Raw genomic sequence first — 17,008 nt, 5'->3', positions numbered from 1 at the left:
ATGCGTTTTGGATTGAATATTGATCACATTGTGACTTTAAGAGAGATAAGAAAGACTTATGAGCCTGAGATTTTAGAGGCTCTGTTCATCGCTAAAAACACCCATAAAGTGGATTTAATCACCATTCATTTAAGAGAAGACAGACGGCACATTCAAAATGAAGATGTTTTGAAGTTGCTTGAAATAAGCCCCTTGCCTATTAATATTGAATGCTCTATTAATGCTGAAATCACTGATTTTTTATGCTCTTTGAAAAATAAGCCCAGTAAAGTTACGATCGTGCCTGAAAACAGAAATGAGGTTACGACAGAGGGGGGATTGGATTGCTCATTAAAGGGTTTAGGAGAGGTCATTAGAGCGTATCACAATAAAGGCATTGAAGTGTCTTTGTTTATTGATCCTTTAAAAGACTCTCTGCATTTTGCAAGGGAGCATCAAGTCAAGCAAGTGGAGTTCCACACTGGGGTGTATGCGAATTTGCACAACGCTTTATATTCTAACGCTAACAATCAAATCCATGCCATTAGCGCGCTCAAAGACAAATGCCCCAAAGAATTGAAAGAAGAATTGCACAACGCCTTTTTGCAATTAAGGAGGATGAGCAAAGAAGCGTTTTTTATGGGCATCACGGCGTGCGCGGGGCATGGGTTGAATTATACTAATGTGAAAGAATTGTTAAAAATCCCCTCTTTAAGAGAGCTTAATATCGGTCATAGCGTGGTTTCAAAAGCGGTTTTAGTGGGCTTAGAAAAAGCGATTTTAGAAATGGCGCAACTTATCAAGCGATAAAATGGCTAAAAAGAAAATTGCGATCAGTTGCGGGGACATTCAAGGCGTAGGCTTAGAATTGATTTTAAAAAGCCATAAGGAAGTGAGCGTGCTTTGTGAGCCGTTGTATCTCATTGATGGCGAACTTTTAGAGCGGGCCAATCAATTGCTTGCTAACGCTTATGAAACTAAAACGCTTAATGCGCTCGCTATTGATGCCCCCTTACCCTTATTAAACTCTAGCACGATAGGCAAAGTCAGCGCTCAAAGCGGGGCGTATAGTTTTGAGAGTTTTAAAAAGGCTTGCGAGTTAGCGGATAGTAAAGAAGTGGATGGCATTTGCACTTTGCCTATCAACAAACTCGCATGGCAACAAGCTCAAATCCCTTTTATGGGGCATACCGATTTTTTAAAACAACGCTATAAAGATCATCAAATTATTATGATGCTTGGGTGTTCAAAACTCTTTGTGGGGCTATTTAGCGACCATGTGCCTTTAAGCGCGGTTTCTCAACTCATTCAAGTAGAGGCGTTAGTTAAGTTTTTATTAGCGTTTCAAAAAAGCACTCAAGCCAAAATCGTTCAAGTGTGTGGTTTTAACCCCCATGCGGGTGAAGAGGGCTTGTTTGGAAAAGAAGATGAAAAGATTTTAAAAGCCATTCAAAAGAGCAACCAAACGCTGGGCTTTGAATGCTTTTTGGGGCCCTTACCGGCTGATAGCGCTTTTGCCCCTAATAAACGCAAAATAACCCCCTTTTATGTGAGCATGAGCCATGATGTGGGGCTAGCCCCTTTAAAAGCGCTCTATTTTGATGAAAGCATCAATGTGAGTTTGAACGCCCCCATTTTACGCGCCTCCACTGACCACGGCACGGCGTTTGATATTGCTTATCAAAACAAAGCGAACAACAAAAGCTATTTGAACGCGATCAAATACTTAGCTTAAAGGCTTTTTCTAAAAAGGGGCTTATTTCATTCAAAGCTTTAATTTTAGATTTCATCTCTTTATTCTTCATGCTCAATGTTTAATTCTAGCTTTCTATTCATTGGTATTTTTGTCATTGGTATTTTTGTAAATCCACTTTTTAGTTTTGGTTTAAAGGCTTTAGAGTGTTGCTAACAAGGTATAATTCAAGCAAAAACACCACCCAAAGATAAAGACATGATTTTAAGCATTGAAAGTTCTTGCGATGACAGCTCTTTAGCCCTTACAAGAATAAAGGACGCTCAACTTATCGCTCATTTTAAAATCTCTCAAGAAAAGCACCACAGCTCTTATGGGGGCGTTGTGCCTGAGCTTGCATCGCGCTTGCATGCTGAGAATTTGCCGCTTTTATTGGAACGCATTAAAATAAGCTTGAATAAGGATTTTTCCAAGCTCAAAGCCATCGCTATCACGAATCAGCCAGGTTTGAGCGTTACTTTAATAGAAGGTTTGATGATGGCAAAAGCCTTGAGTTTGTCTTTGAATTTGCCCTTGATTTTAGAAGATCATTTGAGAGGGCATGTGTATTCGCTCTTTATCAATGAAAAACAAACCTGCATGCCTTTAAGCGTGCTCTTAGTCTCTGGGGGGCATTCTTTGATTTTAGAGGCTAGAGATTATGAGAATATTAAAATCGTTGCCACGAGTTTGGACGATAGCTTTGGGGAGAGTTTTGATAAGGTTTCTAAAATGCTTGATTTAGGCTATCCAGGAGGCCCTATAGTGGAAAAATTAGCCCTTGATTATGCGCATCCAAACGAGCCTTTAATGTTTTCTATCCCTTTAAAAAACAGCCCGAATCTGGCTTTTAGTTTTTCAGGTTTAAAAAATGCGGTGCGTTTGGAGGTTGAAAAAAACGCCCATAACTTGAATGATGAGGTAAAACAAAAGATTGGCTATCATTTTCAAAGCGTGGCTATTGAGCATTTAATCCAGCAAACCAAACGCTATTTTAAAATCAAACGCCCTAAAATTTTTGGCATTGTGGGGGGAGCGAGCCAGAATCTTGCTTTAAGAAAGGCGTTTGAAAACTTGTGCGATGCGTTTGATTGCAAGCTTGTTTTAGCCCCTTTAGAATTTTGCAGCGATAATGCCGCCATGATAGGGCGATCCAGCCTAGAAGCTTATCAAAAAAAGCGCTTTGTCCCTTTAGAAAAGGCTAACATTTCGCCAAGAACGCTGTTAAAAAGTTTTGAGTGAATGGATACAAAAAGAAAGCGCATGATAAAACGCCCTAAAATTTATCAATAGCGTCAAGTATCGGTTATTTTGAGGCAAGAGCTTAAAAAAGAGGGTGTTAAAAAAGCATGTTTTAGTCAAATTTAATCTTATTTTGGTTACAATTTTAGGTTGTTAAGTTTTAGTTTAAAGGTAAAATCATGCTCCGCTCTCTCTATAGCGCCACTTCAGGGATGCTCGCCCAACAAACGCACATTGACACCACTTCAAACAATATCGCCAATGTCAATACCACCGGATTTAAAAAATCTCGTGCGGATTTTAACGACTTGTTTTACCAAGCGATGCAATACGCCGGCACCAACACAAGCAACACGACTTTATCGCCAGATGGCATGGAAGTGGGCTTAGGCGTGCGCCCTAGCGCGATTACCAAAATGTTTTCGCAAGGCAGCCCTAAAGAAACGGAAAATAATTTAGATGTCGCCATTACGGGCAAAGGCTTTTTTCAAGTCCAATTGCCTGATGGCACCACCGCTTATACAAGAAGCGGGAATTTTAAGCTAGACGAGCAGGGCAATCTTGTAACAAGCGAGGGCTATCTCCTCATCCCTCAAATCACTTTGCCTGAAGACACCACGCAAGTAAATATCGGTGTGGATGGCACGGTGAGCGTGACTCAAGGCTTGCAAACGACTTCTAATGTGATTGGGCAAATCACTTTGGCTAATTTTGTCAACCCAGCGGGGCTTCATTCTATGGGGGATAATTTGTTTTCCATCACCAACGCTAGCGGCGATGCGATTGTGGGCAACCCGGATTCTCAAGGCTTAGGCAAGTTAAGGCAAGGCTTTTTGGAGCTTAGTAATGTGAGATTGGTAGAAGAAATGACCGATCTAATCACCGCTCAAAGGGCTTATGAAGCCAATTCTAAAAGCATTCAAACCGCTGACGCCATGCTCCAGACGGTCAATTCTCTCAAACGCTAAAAGGGGATTTTACTCTCCTTAACGCTCTTTAACCTCCGCTCCCTTGTTGTTTTTGTGCTTGGGGTGGTTTTGTGTTTTGGAGCGGTTGTTGCCATTCTTTAATTGTTGTGGCTAGGGTTTTTAAGGTTTTCAACACCGCTTTTTGGGTTATTGCTTGGGTCATTGCTTGAATGGTGTTTTCCTTTGATGAAAAAAACAGCTAAAACAGCTAGACCAATAAGAAAAGTAATAGCTAGATACCACATTTTCTTAATTTTATTTGCTTCTTGTTCAGCTTTCTGTTTTGCTTCTTATTTCGCTTTCAATTTTTTGCGTAAGGCGGCGATCAAAACGCATGCAGGCACGGTTACCCTATAAGCCGGCCCTGCAAGATTGACGCTCACTAATGCGCCTGTAATGACCCAACCAATAGGGCCAGCTAAAATGCCTAGAGTTTTTTTAAGCGCGACTTTACCCACCACAGATGATAAACCATGCCCTAGAGTTTTTTTACCATTGCATCTGCAACAGATACAGCCAACGCATAAGAATGAGAGCCACCCGCTTTAAACAGCATTAAAACAGATGCGATTAGGATTTGTTTGTTCTCACCAATCACTTTATCAATATTTGTCATGCCCAATTCATCGCAAAGCTCTCTAATCTCCTCATCGCTCATTTTTTCCAAACTTTTTTGTAAAATGCTAGAGAGCATGTTTTCTTCAATCAAAGTTGTGTCAGACTTTTTGTTGTAATTGACTTTTAATTTATTGCACACTTCACACAAAATCTCTTTGTATAAGACCCCTTCGTTTCTAAAAAAATTAATAAAAGTATTGCCCCCATAACACTGCAATTCTTCAGCGATTCTTTCTGCGTATTTAGCGTAATCATTGCCATGTCTTTTGTATTCTTCTGAAAGCGTTAATCTTTCAGTAAATCTTTTTTCGCCATCTTTGTCATAAACAAGCGCATCAAACAAATCTTTCAAATCGCTAGAGCTTAATCGCTTTAAAAATGCCAAATCGCTATCGTATCTGTAGCCATGCAATCCCTTTAATTTTATTTCTACCGCCTGCTCAAATCCCACCAAACCCTTTTTTAGTGATTAGTGATTAGTGATTAGTGATTAGTGATTACAGCATCATTTTTTAAAATCATGTCTAACGCCCTAAAAAGATCAAGCACACCCGCTAACTGCGCATGAATATTGCGTTACAAATGCTAATGGGTTTTATTGATTTACAACCAAAGAATGATGATAATAATTAAAATGTTTTGATACGCTTTATCATTTTGGATAGGAATGCCTAATTCTAGCGTTAGCGATGGCGATTTCACTCGTTATATCAATAAAGCGAATGTTAATAATGTAAAACAAATCTGATTTGGAAGCAGAAATTTATTGATTTTTTCTTTGGGTAGGGCTAATTTAATGAAACGCCACTTTGATTTTTGGCACAAGAAACCCCCTCCTTTAACCCTCTAACCCTTATTTTTTATCGTTTTTATGTTCGTGGTTAGCGTTGCATTGATTAGCTTGGTTTTGGCTATTTTTTTGACAACTTTCGCTGTTTTGATTTTTAGCATCACCTTTTTGATTGTGGTTTTGATTGCTGCAACTGTTACTCATTGTGTCTCCCTTAAATTAAAATAAAAACTAGATGCGTTTTCGCATCTAGGTCTCCATTCTATACCCTTTTCCCTAAAAAAAAGCTTAAATGGATTCTATTTGCAACGACTTCTTATCTTCACTGGCTTGCTGTGTTTTTAGGCGTAAAGTGGCAACCACAATGCATGCCGGTATGGTTACCCTATAAGCCGGCCCTGCAATATCAATCGCTGTCCATACGCCTGTAATGATCCAGCCAACAGGACCTGTTAAAAAGCTCAGAGTTCTTGTAAGCACTTGATTGCCCGCAAGCGATAAACCACGCCCTAGAATGGTTTTTGCGACCGCATTCGCAACAATGACCGCTAATTGATAAGATTTAAAGCCTCCCATTTTAAACAGCGTTAAAGTCGCCGCGCTTAAGGCTTGTCTGTTTAAATTGTCCGTGTTTTTTATGGACAATTCATCGCACATTTCTTTCACTTCTTCATCATCCATTTCTTCCAAACTTCTTTCTAAGATTTTAGAAAGCATGTTTTGTTCAATTAAAGTCGTTTCGGTTTTCTTGTTGTAATTGACCTTTAATTTATCGCACACATCGCATAGGATTTCTTTGTATAAGACTCCTTCGCCTTTAATGAAACTCGCAAAACTATTGCTCCCATAGTATTGCAACTCTTCAGCGATTCTTTCTGCGTATTTAGCGTAATCATCGCCATGCCTTTTGTATTCTATAGAGCTTGTCAGTTTTTCATTGTGTCTTTTTTCGCCGTCTTTACCAAAAACAAGCACCTCGAACAAATCCAATAAATCACTAGATTCCAGTTGCTTTAAAAATTCCAAGTCTCTATCATATTTGTATGCCATATTATTCCTTTATATTGTTTTATCACTTATTAAAAACAAACGACTTTTCGCACCCCATCGCTGTTTTTCTAAAGTGATTACTGATTTTAATATCATTTGTCTAAAACTATACTTAATATTCTAAAAAGGCTTAAACTCAAAAGCCCAACGCTCTTAAGATTGCTTTAAAGCATCAATTCTTTTAAACATTAAACATTAAAGGGGGATTTTTATCCCCATTTTTTCTAACCTTTACTTTTTGCCCTTTTATTCAGGGTTATTATGGGTTAAGCGATTTGGAGCGGTTATTATCATTTTTTTTTGTAATTCTTATGGCTAGGGTTTTTAGCATCAATGCTTGGGTTATTGCTTAATTGGTATCCTCCTTTTATAAAAAAAGCAACTAATAAAATAATGGCTAAAAAGAAAATAAATACACAAATAAGAATGCGGGTTGCATCAGCTTCGTTAGAATTTGTTTTAGAGGTTTCACCAATAGATTGTTTCATATCATTAGCTTCATTTGTTTGTTGTGTTTCTAGGTGTAAAGATTTACCGGAATTTGCTTTAACAATTCCATTAATAACATTAATAAGTTGTTCCATGTCTTCTTGCTTCTGATCTGAATGCATGACTAAACAGCACCAAACAGTCAGTATTACCCACAAAAAAAATGACTCTAAAATCAAAGAAATACCGAAAACTCCACCTCCTGAAAAAACAAAAGCAAAAATATTATAACCAAAAATGATCCAAAGAATAAAGCTGAATACAGCCGAAAAAACTCTACCCTTCAAGAAAAACGCTAATCATGGAAAAAAATACAACTAACATATAAATCACAACTTGCTCCTTTAATTTATTTCTACCGCTCACTCAAATCCCACCAACCCCCTCTTTAGTGAAGTGATGAGTGATTAGTGATTAGTGGTTATAGCATCATTTTTTAAAACTATTAAATATAAAACGCCCTCAATTCAAGGGTTTTTGAGCGAGCTTTCTGCTCAAAGAATCCAAGATAGCGTTTAAAAATTTAGGGGTGTTAGGCTCAGCGTAGAGTTTGCCAAGCTCTATGCATTCATTGATGATGATAGGGTTTTGTGTGGGCGTGAAGCCAATTTCATACGCTCCTAAGCGTAAAATCGCCTTTTCCATGCTCCCTAATCGCTTGAAATCCCAGTCTTTCAAATGCGGTTCAATGAGAGCGTCAATTTCATTGATTCTTTCTAACACGCCATTAAAAAGGCTTAAGGCAAAAGCCAACTGGTTGTTTTTAATCTTTTTTTCTTCTAACATGCTGGAAGCGATTTTTTTAATTTCTTCATTACCGCTCTCAAACGCATACAACAATTCAACCACAGCCCCCCTGGCTTGAGTTCGTGTCGCCATTTTAACCCTTGAGGGTTTGGCACAAGCTCAACAATTCAATGAGGGTGCTCATCGCTTCAAAGCCCTTATTGCCGGCTTTACTGCCCGCTCTTTCAATCGCTTGTTCAATATTGTCCGTGGTAAGCACGCCAAAGCTTACCGGCATGCTGTATTTGAGCATCGCACTGGCAATGCCCTTAGTCGCTTCCGCGCTCACATAGTCAAAATGCGGAGTCCCCCCTCTAATAATGGCTCCTAAAACGCACACGCCATCGTATTTTCCGCTCTCTAACAATTTGTCTAAAATCAAAGGCAATTCATAAGCCCCAGGCACCAACACGATGTCTAAAAGATCCTCATCGCCCCCATGCCTTTTAAAGCAATCCATCGCCCCTTCTTTTAATCTGTCTGTGATGATATGATTGAAGCGCGAGGTTAAAATAGCGATTTTTTCATTCCCTTGTAATTGCAATTTCCCTTCTATGATTCGCATGAAATTCCTTTAAAATAAATTTTGGATTTTTAACATGTCGGTTACTAATTGTTCTAACTCATCAGGTTTGAGCATGTTCGCCCCATCGCTTAGGGCGTTTTTAGGATCAATGTGCGTTTCAGCGAATAACCCATCAATCCCCACCGCAGCCGCCGCTCTGGCTAAAATAGGGGCAAAAGAGCTGTCTCCTGAACTTTTCCCATTCGCTCCCCCTGGCATTTGCACGCTATGGGTAGCGTCAAAAATCACCGGTGCAAACTCTCGCATGATTTTTAAAGAACGCATATCCACCACTAAATTCCCATACCCAAAGCTGCTCCCCCTTTCACACAGCCACACGCCATTTTTCAACGCCGTTTCATAAGTGGGGCTTTGAATGCTACTATCTCTTGTTTTAAGGGCTTTTAAGACAGAATATTGCATGTCTTTTGGGTTCATGAATTGCCCTTTTTTGATATTGACAATAGCGTTAGTCTGGCTCACTGCTACAATCAGATCCGTTTGGCGGCACAAAAACGCCGGGATTTGTAAAATATCCGCTACTTTGGCTGCCACGCTTGCTTGATAGCTCTCATGCACATCGGTTAAAATCTTATAGCCAAATTCATCTTTGATGGTTTGTAACATTTCTAGGCCTTTTTCTAAACCAGGCCCTCTGTAGCTCTCTAAACTCGTGCGGTTCGCCTTATCAAAACTCGCTTTGAAATAGAAATCCAACCGCTCGTTGTTGGCTAGGGGTTGTAGTTTAGTAGCGATACTTCTTAGATTTTCTAAACTCTCAATGACGCATGGCCCAGCGATTAAAACGGATTTAGGGGTTTTTGTGCTAGAAGTTTTCATGACTTATCCTTTGTTTAATGGTTTCTTCAATCGGCTCAAAAAAATGGCTTTCAAAATTATAATTATAAATCCTGCCTGTTTCTATGATATAGTGCCAACCAAAAATTTTTAATTCGTTATTTATTACTCTTTCTTGAATGAAATCATAGCTTAAGAGGTTGTTGAGTTGCAAGCGCGCATTCAAACGCTCTGTAAGCCATGAACGCTTGGCGAAATGGTTGCTGAATTGCGGGTGGTTTTTTAATTCTTCTTTAACAGGCTCTAAGAATTGTATCCAATCTGCAATGTAAGGGGTTTTAGCTTTGGTGGTTTCATCATTAATTAAATGAATGCTCCCGCAAGCCCCACAATCGCTATGCCCGCAAATGATTAAGTTTTGAATGCCCACATGCGCGATAGCGTATTCAATGCTCGCAATAGTAGAAAGGGACTTTTTATAGCTTGTTTTAGGGGGGATCACATTGCCCATGTTGCAGATCACATACAATTCGCCCGGTTGGGTGCCAGTGATTAGATTAGGCACGACTCGTGAATCCACGCAAGAAATGAACAAAGTGTGGGGCTTCTGCTTGGTTTTTAAACTCTCATAAAGCTCTTTAAGCTCTTCATATTCATTCTCTTGAAACTCTAACGCTCCTAAAAACGCTTTCACTCTTTAACCCTTAAATCTCATTTTTTTTAAACTTGGTTTTCATTTTAAAACGCTAATCATAGCTAAAAATCTTGCATTTCTTTTTGTTATAATGGCGTTATTTTACACTTTAAAGGGCTTTCATGCAATTATGTGTCGCATTGGATTTAGAAAAAAAAGAGGACAACCTTTCTTTATTGCAAGAATTAAAAGGCTTAGATTTATGGGCTAAGGTGGGGCTTAGATCTTTTATAAGGGATGGGGCTGTTTTTTTAGATGAAATCAGAAAGATTGATGAAAATTTTAAGATCTTTTTGGATTTGAAGCTTTATGATATTCCTTATACTATGGCAAATGCCGCGCTAGAATGCGCGAAATTAGAAATTGACATGCTCACCGTGCATTTAAGCAGCGCTAAAAGCGCGCTAACCATTTTAATGCAACGCTTAAACGCTCTTAAAAAACGCCCCTTGATTATGGGCGTGAGCGCTTTAACCAGCTTTAGCGAAGAGGAATTTTTGATGGTGTATAACGCCCCTTTAAAAACGCAAGCGATAAAATTGAGCGCTATGGGTAAAGAGAGTGGGATTGATGGGGTGGTGTGTTCGGTGTTTGAAAGCTTAGCGATTAAAGAGGCTTTAGGTAAGGACTTTTTGACTTTAACCCCTGGCATAAGGCTGGATCAAAACGATAAAGAAGATCAAGAAAGGGTGGCGAACGCTAAAGAAGCTAAACAAAATTCAAGCGATTTTATCGTGGTGGGCCGCCCCATTTATCAGGCTAAAGAGCCTAGAGAAGTGGTTTTAGAGCTTTTAAAGGATTGTTAAATGCGGGTGTTAGAAACGATTGCTGCTTTAAGAGAATATCGTAAAAGTTTGAAAGAAAGCGTGGGGTTTGTGCCGACTATGGGGGCTTTACACAAAGGGCATCAAAGCCTGATAGAAAGGAGTTTGAAAGAAAATTCCCACACGATTGTAAGCGTTTTTGTCAATCCCACGCAATTTGGGGCTAACGAAGATTTTAGCGCTTACCCGCGCCCTTTAGAAAAGGATTTGGCTTTATGTGAAGGATTGGGCGTTAATGCGGTATTTTTGCCTAAAATTGACGAAATGTATCCCTATGAAATAGAGCAACGCCTAAAACTCTACGCCCCTAAATTTTTATCCCATTCTTTAGAGGGAGCGGTGCGTAAGGGGCATTTTGATGGGGTTGTTCAGGTCGTGTTAAAATTGTTCCATCTTATCAATCCTACCAGAGCGTATTTTGGCAAAAAGGACGCCCAACAGCTTTTAATCATCCAGCATTTAGTTAAAGATTTGCTTTTAGACATTGAAATAGCGCCATGCGAGATTATGCGCGATAGCGATCATTTGGCTTTAAGCTCTAGGAATGTGTATTTGAATGCCACAGAAAGAAAACAAGCCCTAGCCATTCCAAAAGCTTTAGAAAATATCAAGCAGGCCATAGATAAGGGCGAAAAAGCGTGCGAAAAGCTTAAAAAACTAGGGCTTGAAATTTTAAAAAATTTAGAAGTGGATTATTTGGAATGTTGTAACCACAAGCTAGAGCCTTTAAAAACCATAGAGCCGGCTAACACGCTCATTTTAGTGGCGGCTCGTGCGGGTAAAACCAGGCTTTTAGATAATTTGTGGGTGTAGTTTGAAATCTTTGTGGCGACCCTTGAAAGATTTGAACTTCCGTTTCCACCGTGAAAGGGTGGTATCCTTGGCCACTAGATGAAAGGGTCATTTTTAACGATTGACTATTATATTGGAAATAAAGCGTAGAAAATGATTTAAAAAGTTCTTGGTGGCGGAGCGGACGGGACTCGAACCCGCGACCCCCTGCGTGACAGGCAGATATTCTAACCAGCTGAACTACCGCTCCCTATCCAAACCCCATAGCCTAAAATAGCTTGAAGATTAGTCATGGTGGTCGCTATAAGACTCGAACTTATGACATCTACCTTGTAAGGGTAGCGCTCTACCAACTGAGCTAAGCGACCAAAATATTGAGATAAATCCAACTAAACCCGTATAAAAGAGTGGTGACTCCTAGGGGATTTGAACCCCTGTAACCACCGTGAAAGGGTGGTATCCTAACCACTAGATGAAGGAGCCACGATGCTCATGGTGACCCGTGTTGGATTTGAACCAACGGCCCATTCCTTAAAAGGGAATTGCTCTACCAGCTGAGCTAACGGGTCTCACAAAAAGATAATGATACAATTTTTTTTAACGCTTGTCAAGAATAACTGAAAAATATTGCGGTTTTTATAGAAACGACACGCTTTTAAAACGGCATAACAGATTTTTGCTTAAATAAAAACTTGGTTTTATGCTATAAGGATCACAATAGATGCGTTTTTGTTATTGGTTAGTATTGTTTTTGGGGTTTTAAAAAAGCTTTATCAAGATCTAACAAATCTTATTAGGATTTAATGCTTTTTTGTTTAAAAAATTTCATTTTTAAAAAATGGGGTTTTGTTTTATTGTTTAGATCTCATTTTGTTGTAAAACGCATTTTCTTTTATTTTATTTTCTAAAGGGATAGGGGTGAATTTTACGCTTGACCCCCTAAAAAGAAAGAGGGTTCAAAAAGGGAGTTTCACAAAGAGCCAGATATTAGTAAGCGAACACATAATTCAAATACACGCTATAAAGCCTGCGGTATTGGAGTTGAGTGCCTAGCAAAGAATAGTAATTCGTGTTGATCGTGGGGATCTTCACGCCCAATTCCACGCCATGCTGAGCGGCATGATCGCTCGCTTTCTTTTTGTTTTTAGCGAGGTTCATTCTCAAGCCCAAATTGAATAAGAATTGGAAATTTGCCACGTTCATTTTAGCACTATAGAAATTATTGAAGGTCGCTAAATTCACGTATTGGGAATTGAGCCACGAAGTGCCGGCTAAGGCGATACCCCCAAACACCCCAAAAGAAATCTTATTGTTTTTGGTGGCTTTATCGTTGATAAAGTTATAGAGGACATCTGTTCCTACCCCATAAGTGAACACATCAGAGGCGGAGTTGAAAAAACTGGATTTGATATAAGCATGGTTATAGTCAAAAAAGCCGTAATACCTTAATCCCCATCTTCTTTTTTCACCAAAGAATTGCTTATAGCCCACTTGCACGCCGATCCCATTCATGGCACCATTATTGGTTTGAGAGCTGATTAATCCAACGCGTCTGAAAGGGTTATGCCCTAATTCTTGCGTGGCGCTTAATAATTGCGAATAAGCGCTTTGGTTGACTTGATAAACGGCCTGTAAGCCCCCAGGGTTATTAGGGTTAGTGGATTGGCTTATCAAATTTTTAAGGAATGGGGAATTGGGCGTGTTTGAAGCGGTCGTGGTGATGCTGTTATAAGTGTTGTTTAAAGTGCTAAGGCTGCCTCTAAAATCAAGTATCGTGCGCGCCAACAACTCAGATTGCTTGATTTGCTCGGCTTGAGTGCCAAAATGCGCAAGGCTGTTGTTTAAAGCCGTTATCGTCTCTTCCACATACGCGCAACCGGCCCCCCAAGTGTTGTTAGTAACCCCTTGATTAGGTGTTGTGCCATCAGTTCTACAAGCTGCCAAGTAATTTGTGATAAATTGGCTTGGGATAGCGTTAAGGTCTTTTTTCATTTGAGCGGCTAGTTCAAGCATCTTGGCTTGCGCTTGCGCGTGATTGAGCATGTTTTGAGCGAAAGCCCTATCAGCAGAGGTGTAAGGATTGAAATCTTGTGGCGCGTTTTGATTGTTTTGGTTAGCGTTAAGGCTTTGAGCTTGCGTTACGATTTCTTGGGCGTTTTTGATCATGCTAGTAACGGCGCTAAATTCCGTGGCAAAAACCTGACACACATTCCCTGCCGTATCTAAACCCCACGGCGCGCCTCCATTTTGTCCTGGATTGTGATTGACCCATGGGCAGTTTGTAGTGAGGACGCTTATCATTTTACTGGCTTCTTGCAAAAGGGTTTGAGCGTCATTAGTAGTAGTAGTAGTAGTAGTAGTTTCACTTTTATTAGATCCATTAGTTTGCGTTGTTACTTTGACTTCTATCTTTTGATTCGTGTTGTTCAAAGTGGGTACCCCTTGTTTTAACGCTTGTTGAAGAACCTGATAAGCTTGATTAAGCTGTTTAAAATTATCAATGGATAAAGGGCCGCTAACCCCGTTGTTATAACCGGTTAAATTGCAATTGATGGAGCTTGAATTGTGTCCTGGTTGGCCATCAAAGGTTACGCTTGCTTGCCCACTCTTACCAGGACCGCATTGGACATTATAGGCTATCACGTTCCACAGCCCCACCGCAGCATTCAACGCCAAATACACCGCTTGATACGCCGGGGAATTGGTTTTTTCGCCAGTCAGCCCTTGCGTGTTGGCTTTTAAATTATCGATCGCCGCATTGATTTCTGAAGGGCTGCTCGCGTTCGTTACCGCCTGATTGAGGTTGTTGAAATTGTTTAAAAGGTTGCTCAAATTCTCATAAGTGTCTGAGAGTTTTTTCAATTCGCCGGTGTTTTTCACCATTTGAGCGGCTTCACCGATCTGATAGCCCGCGCTGATAAAAAAGCCGTTGTCTTCAGCGTTTAAAAGCGATGAAGCGAGAGAGAGAGAGAGAGTAAAAGGGTTTTTTTCATAAATATTCTCCTTGAAATTAAATTGAGTGATTGGAATTTTATACATTAAGAATGTATTAAAAGCATTATAGCATGAAATCGTTTTTTTTTTTTTGTCATTTGGAGAAAATTTAGAATTTTTGCATTTTTTGCGCGTTTGTTTGGGTGGTATTGGAAAGAGTTTTTAGATTTTGTTTTAATGGAGCGCTAATGATAAAAGCTTAACAGAGATTTTTGTTGCGCGTTTTTAAAAGCGAGCGGTTTTATCAAATGAAAGCCCCCCAAAAGGGGGGATTTTAGAAGAGGGATTTTAAAAGCAGATGATACAAAAAGCAAGGGGGCTTACATCATGCCGCCCATGCCTCCCATACCGCCCATGCCACCCATATCAGGCATTGCTGGGGCCGCTTTTTCTTCTTTGATTTCATGCACGGTGGCTTCTGTGGTTAAAAGCAGGCTTGAAACCGAAACCGCATTTTGTAAAGCGATCCTTTCTACTTTTAAGGGGTCAATAATGCCTTCTTTAAACATGTCCACATACTTGCCATTGCTAGCGTTAAAACCAAAATGCCCTTCGTGTTTTTCTACTTCATTCACGACCACACCGCCATCATAACCAGCGTTAATAGCGATTTGAGCTAGTGGGGCTTTAATGGCGCGCATGATGATTTCATAGCCCACTTTTTCATCATCGTGTAAATTCAAATGCACTTTTTGAGCCGCACGAATGAGAGCCGCACCGCCGCCAATCACAATGCCTTCTTCAACCGCCGCTTTAGTCGCGCTCAACGCATCATCCACCCGGTCTTTTTTCTCTTTCATTTCCACTTCACTCGCAGCGCCCACTTTAATCACAGCCACACCGCCAGAGAGTTTAGCCAATCTTTCTTGCAATTTTTCTTTGTCATAATCGCTTGTCGTGCTTGCAATTTGGGTTTTGATTTGCGCGACTCTGTCTTTAACATCATCGCTATGGCCTTTGCCATCTACGATCGTGGTGTTGTCTTTGTCAATCACAATCCTTCCGGCTTTGCCTAAAAACTCCACTTCAGCGTTTTCTAGACTCAAGCCTAATTCTTCGCTAATGACTTGACCGCCGGTTAAAATAGCGATGTCTTTGAGCATTTCTTTTCTCCTGTCCCCAAAGCCTGGAGCCTTAACCGCTGCGATATTCAACACGCCTCTTAATTTATTCACCACTAGAGTCGTTAAAGCTTCGCCCTCAATGTCTTCAGCGATGATTAAAAGCGGTTTGCCCTCTTTCATGGTTTTTTCCAATAGGGGGAGAATGTCTTTCATGCTAGAGATTTTTTTATCCGTTAAAAGGATGTAAGCGTTATCTAATTGAGCGGTCATTTTCTCAGCGTTGGTTACAAAATAAGGGGAGAGATAGCCTCTATCAAATTGCATGCCTTCTACGACATCTAATTCGTCTTCAATGCCCTTAGCTTCTTCAACGGTGATCACGCCGTCTTTACCCACTTTTTCCATAGCGTCAGCGATGAGTTTCCCGATATTGTGATCGGAGTTTGCAGAAATGGTCGCTACTTGGGTGATTTCTTCTTTACCGCCTACTTTTTTGCTCGCTTTTTTAAGCTCATTAATGATCGCTTCAGCGGCTTTATCCATGCCTCGTTTCACTTCAATAGGGTTAGCCCCAGCCGTGATATTCCTCAAACCTTCTTTAAAAATGCTATAAGCCAGCACGGTCGCTGTGGTCGTGCCATCGCCGGCAGCATCAGCGGTTTTGCTCGCTACTTCTTTAACGAGTTGAGCGCCCATGTTAGCCACCGGGCAACTTAATTCAATCTCTTTAGCCACGCTCACGCCATCTTTGGTGATGCTTGGAGCGCCATAGCTTTTTTGGATCAACACGTTCCTGCCTCTTGGCCCCATGGTTACTTTAACAGCGTCATGGAGTTGCCTCACGCCTTCAAATAAAAGGTTTCTTGCGCTATCTGAAAATTTGATTTCTTTTGCCATTTTGTATCCTTAATAATAATGTTTTTTAGTGTTTTTTGTGATCATGACAGCAAGCTTCATGCTCTTTAGCATGTTTATGGTCATGATCACCTGTATGACAGCAAGAGCCTGAGCCCACAATACCTAGAATGTCTTCTAGTTCTAACACCATGTATTCAGTGCCGTCTAAAACGATTTCTGCGCCTTTGTATTTGCCAAAAGCGATCACATCGCCTTCTTTAACGCATTTGCAACCTTCACTGATTTTATGGCTAACGGCTTTGATTACGCCCATTAAAGGCTTTTCTTTAGCGTTATCAGGGATGATGATGCCTGAACTGGTTTTGTTCTCTTCTTCAAGTCTTTCTACTAAGACCCTTTCTCCTAATGGTTGAAACTTCATTTCAGTTCTCCTAAGTTTTGATAAATAAAATAGAAATTTAGCGCTTATTGTTATTAAGCGACACAACTATAGCGCATTTTTAGGGATAAGTCAAGCCATAAAACCAAACATAAGATTATAATTATAAGGATTATTAAGTCTATTTGTATCAAGTTTCATTAGTTTAAAAATATAAGGATTAGAAAAGGAGGGCGTTGTCAATAAAGATTTTTAAGATTTTATCCCACTAGCACGAAAAACTCCGTCCTTTAGGGCGGAGATGTAAGTGCTTAGCCGTTAGGTATTTGAATGTAATTCTACCTAATCCATTCGCTTTTTAGCGCATTCTATTAAAAATCAAAGTT

The 17,008-nt window shown here is 40.1% G+C and carries 15 protein-coding genes, 5 tRNA genes and 2 pseudogenes; 6 read left to right on the top strand and 16 right to left on the bottom strand.

Annotation, left to right across the window (positions count from 1 at the left end):
* From pdxJ to flgG, 4 genes are all read left to right on the top strand, one after another.
* A complete protein-coding gene (gene pdxJ, locus IC572_RS03885) occupies window positions 1-789 on the top strand; it encodes a pyridoxine 5'-phosphate synthase (protein ID WP_187855138.1) in 789 nt (262 codons plus the stop codon).
* Window position 790: 1 nt separating this feature from the next.
* A complete protein-coding gene (pdxA, locus tag IC572_RS03880; RefSeq protein WP_187855137.1) occupies window positions 791-1,714 on the top strand; it encodes a 4-hydroxythreonine-4-phosphate dehydrogenase in 924 nt (307 codons plus the stop codon).
* 216 nt (window positions 1,715-1,930) lie between these two features.
* Window positions 1,931-2,953: a tRNA (adenosine(37)-N6)-threonylcarbamoyltransferase complex transferase subunit TsaD gene (gene tsaD / locus IC572_RS03875; RefSeq protein WP_187855136.1), complete on the top strand. Its 1,023-nt coding sequence runs from the start codon at window positions 1,931-1,933 to the stop codon at window positions 2,951-2,953.
* Between the two features lie 179 nt (window positions 2,954-3,132).
* Window positions 3,133-3,921, top strand: coding sequence for a flagellar basal-body rod protein FlgG (gene flgG / locus IC572_RS03870; protein WP_000946437.1), 789 nt, complete (start codon window positions 3,133-3,135; stop codon window positions 3,919-3,921).
* A 98-nt stretch (window positions 3,922-4,019) separates the two neighbouring features.
* Here flgG and IC572_RS03865 read toward each other — a convergent pair.
* The 8 genes and pseudogenes from IC572_RS03865 to IC572_RS03830 form a co-directional block, all read right to left on the bottom strand.
* A pseudogene (locus IC572_RS03865) lies at window positions 4,020-4,924 on the bottom strand (YaaW family protein).
* Between the two features lie 468 nt (window positions 4,925-5,392).
* A complete protein-coding gene (locus tag IC572_RS03860) occupies window positions 5,393-5,533 on the bottom strand; it encodes a hypothetical protein (protein WP_000071340.1) in 141 nt (46 codons plus the stop codon).
* 84 nt (window positions 5,534-5,617) lie between these two features.
* Window positions 5,618-6,379 (bottom strand): YaaW family protein, encoded by a 762-nt coding sequence (locus tag IC572_RS03855; RefSeq protein WP_000323696.1) that lies wholly within the window; start codon window positions 6,377-6,379, stop codon window positions 5,618-5,620.
* Between the two features lie 259 nt (window positions 6,380-6,638).
* Window positions 6,639-7,201, bottom strand: a pseudogene (locus IC572_RS03850) (flagellar biosynthesis protein FlgG).
* 129 nt (window positions 7,202-7,330) lie between these two features.
* Complete coding sequence (nusB, locus tag IC572_RS03845) at window positions 7,331-7,747, bottom strand: transcription antitermination factor NusB (protein ID WP_000235752.1); 417 nt, start codon at window positions 7,745-7,747, stop codon at window positions 7,331-7,333.
* A 1-nt stretch (window position 7,748) separates the two neighbouring features.
* A complete protein-coding gene (gene ribH / locus IC572_RS03840) occupies window positions 7,749-8,219 on the bottom strand; it encodes a 6,7-dimethyl-8-ribityllumazine synthase (protein ID WP_131142177.1) in 471 nt (156 codons plus the stop codon).
* Between the two features lie 9 nt (window positions 8,220-8,228).
* Entirely contained in the window at window positions 8,229-9,059 is an 831-nt protein-coding gene (kdsA, locus tag IC572_RS03835) for a 3-deoxy-8-phosphooctulonate synthase (protein WP_187855135.1), read from the bottom strand.
* A complete protein-coding gene (locus IC572_RS03830; RefSeq protein ID WP_187855134.1) occupies window positions 9,046-9,711 on the bottom strand; it encodes a carbonic anhydrase in 666 nt (221 codons plus the stop codon). Before IC572_RS03830 ends, kdsA begins: the two co-directional genes overlap by 14 nt.
* A 122-nt stretch (window positions 9,712-9,833) precedes the next feature.
* Here IC572_RS03830 and pyrF point away from each other — a divergent pair, with 122 nt between their 5' ends.
* Both pyrF and panC read left to right on the top strand, forming a co-directional pair.
* Window positions 9,834-10,517, top strand: a complete 684-nt coding sequence (pyrF, locus tag IC572_RS03825) for an orotidine-5'-phosphate decarboxylase (protein WP_187855133.1) — start codon at window positions 9,834-9,836, stop codon at window positions 10,515-10,517.
* On the top strand, window positions 10,518-11,348 hold the full coding sequence (panC, locus tag IC572_RS03820; protein WP_187855132.1) for a pantoate--beta-alanine ligase: 831 nt from the start codon (window positions 10,518-10,520) through the stop codon (window positions 11,346-11,348).
* 13 nt (window positions 11,349-11,361) lie between these two features.
* On the opposite strand, the gene IC572_RS03815 is transcribed toward panC, so the two are convergent.
* The 8 genes from IC572_RS03815 to groES all read right to left on the bottom strand — a co-directional run bounded on the left by IC572_RS03815 (window position 11,362) and on the right by groES (window position 16,664).
* Window positions 11,362-11,437: transfer RNA gene (locus tag IC572_RS03815), tRNA-Glu, on the bottom strand.
* 63 nt (window positions 11,438-11,500) lie between these two features.
* A tRNA-Asp gene (locus IC572_RS03810) sits at window positions 11,501-11,577 on the bottom strand.
* A gap of 42 nt (window positions 11,578-11,619) precedes the next feature.
* Window positions 11,620-11,695, bottom strand: a tRNA-Val gene (locus IC572_RS03805).
* Window positions 11,696-11,735: 40 nt separating this feature from the next.
* Window positions 11,736-11,810: transfer RNA gene (locus tag IC572_RS03800), tRNA-Glu, on the bottom strand.
* A gap of 10 nt (window positions 11,811-11,820) precedes the next feature.
* Window positions 11,821-11,896: transfer RNA gene (locus IC572_RS03795), tRNA-Lys, on the bottom strand.
* A gap of 418 nt (window positions 11,897-12,314) precedes the next feature.
* A complete protein-coding gene (gene hopZ, locus IC572_RS03790) occupies window positions 12,315-14,366 on the bottom strand; it encodes a Hop family adhesin HopZ (protein WP_232263333.1) in 2,052 nt (683 codons plus the stop codon).
* 275 nt (window positions 14,367-14,641) lie between these two features.
* Window positions 14,642-16,282 (bottom strand): chaperonin GroEL, encoded by a 1,641-nt coding sequence (groL, locus tag IC572_RS03785; protein WP_001040278.1) that lies wholly within the window; start codon window positions 16,280-16,282, stop codon window positions 14,642-14,644.
* Window positions 16,283-16,307: 25 nt separating this feature from the next.
* On the bottom strand, window positions 16,308-16,664 hold the full coding sequence (groES, locus tag IC572_RS03780; protein WP_187855131.1) for a co-chaperone GroES: 357 nt from the start codon (window positions 16,662-16,664) through the stop codon (window positions 16,308-16,310).
* Window positions 16,665-17,008 lie beyond the last annotated feature (344 nt).

This window comes from Helicobacter pylori (assembly GCF_014496485.1).
Taxonomy (GTDB): Bacteria; Campylobacterota; Campylobacteria; order Campylobacterales; family Helicobacteraceae; genus Helicobacter; species Helicobacter pylori_DD.
The sequence above is the reverse complement of the archived record's forward strand: the minus strand, read 5'-3'. Positions and strand labels throughout refer to the sequence as shown.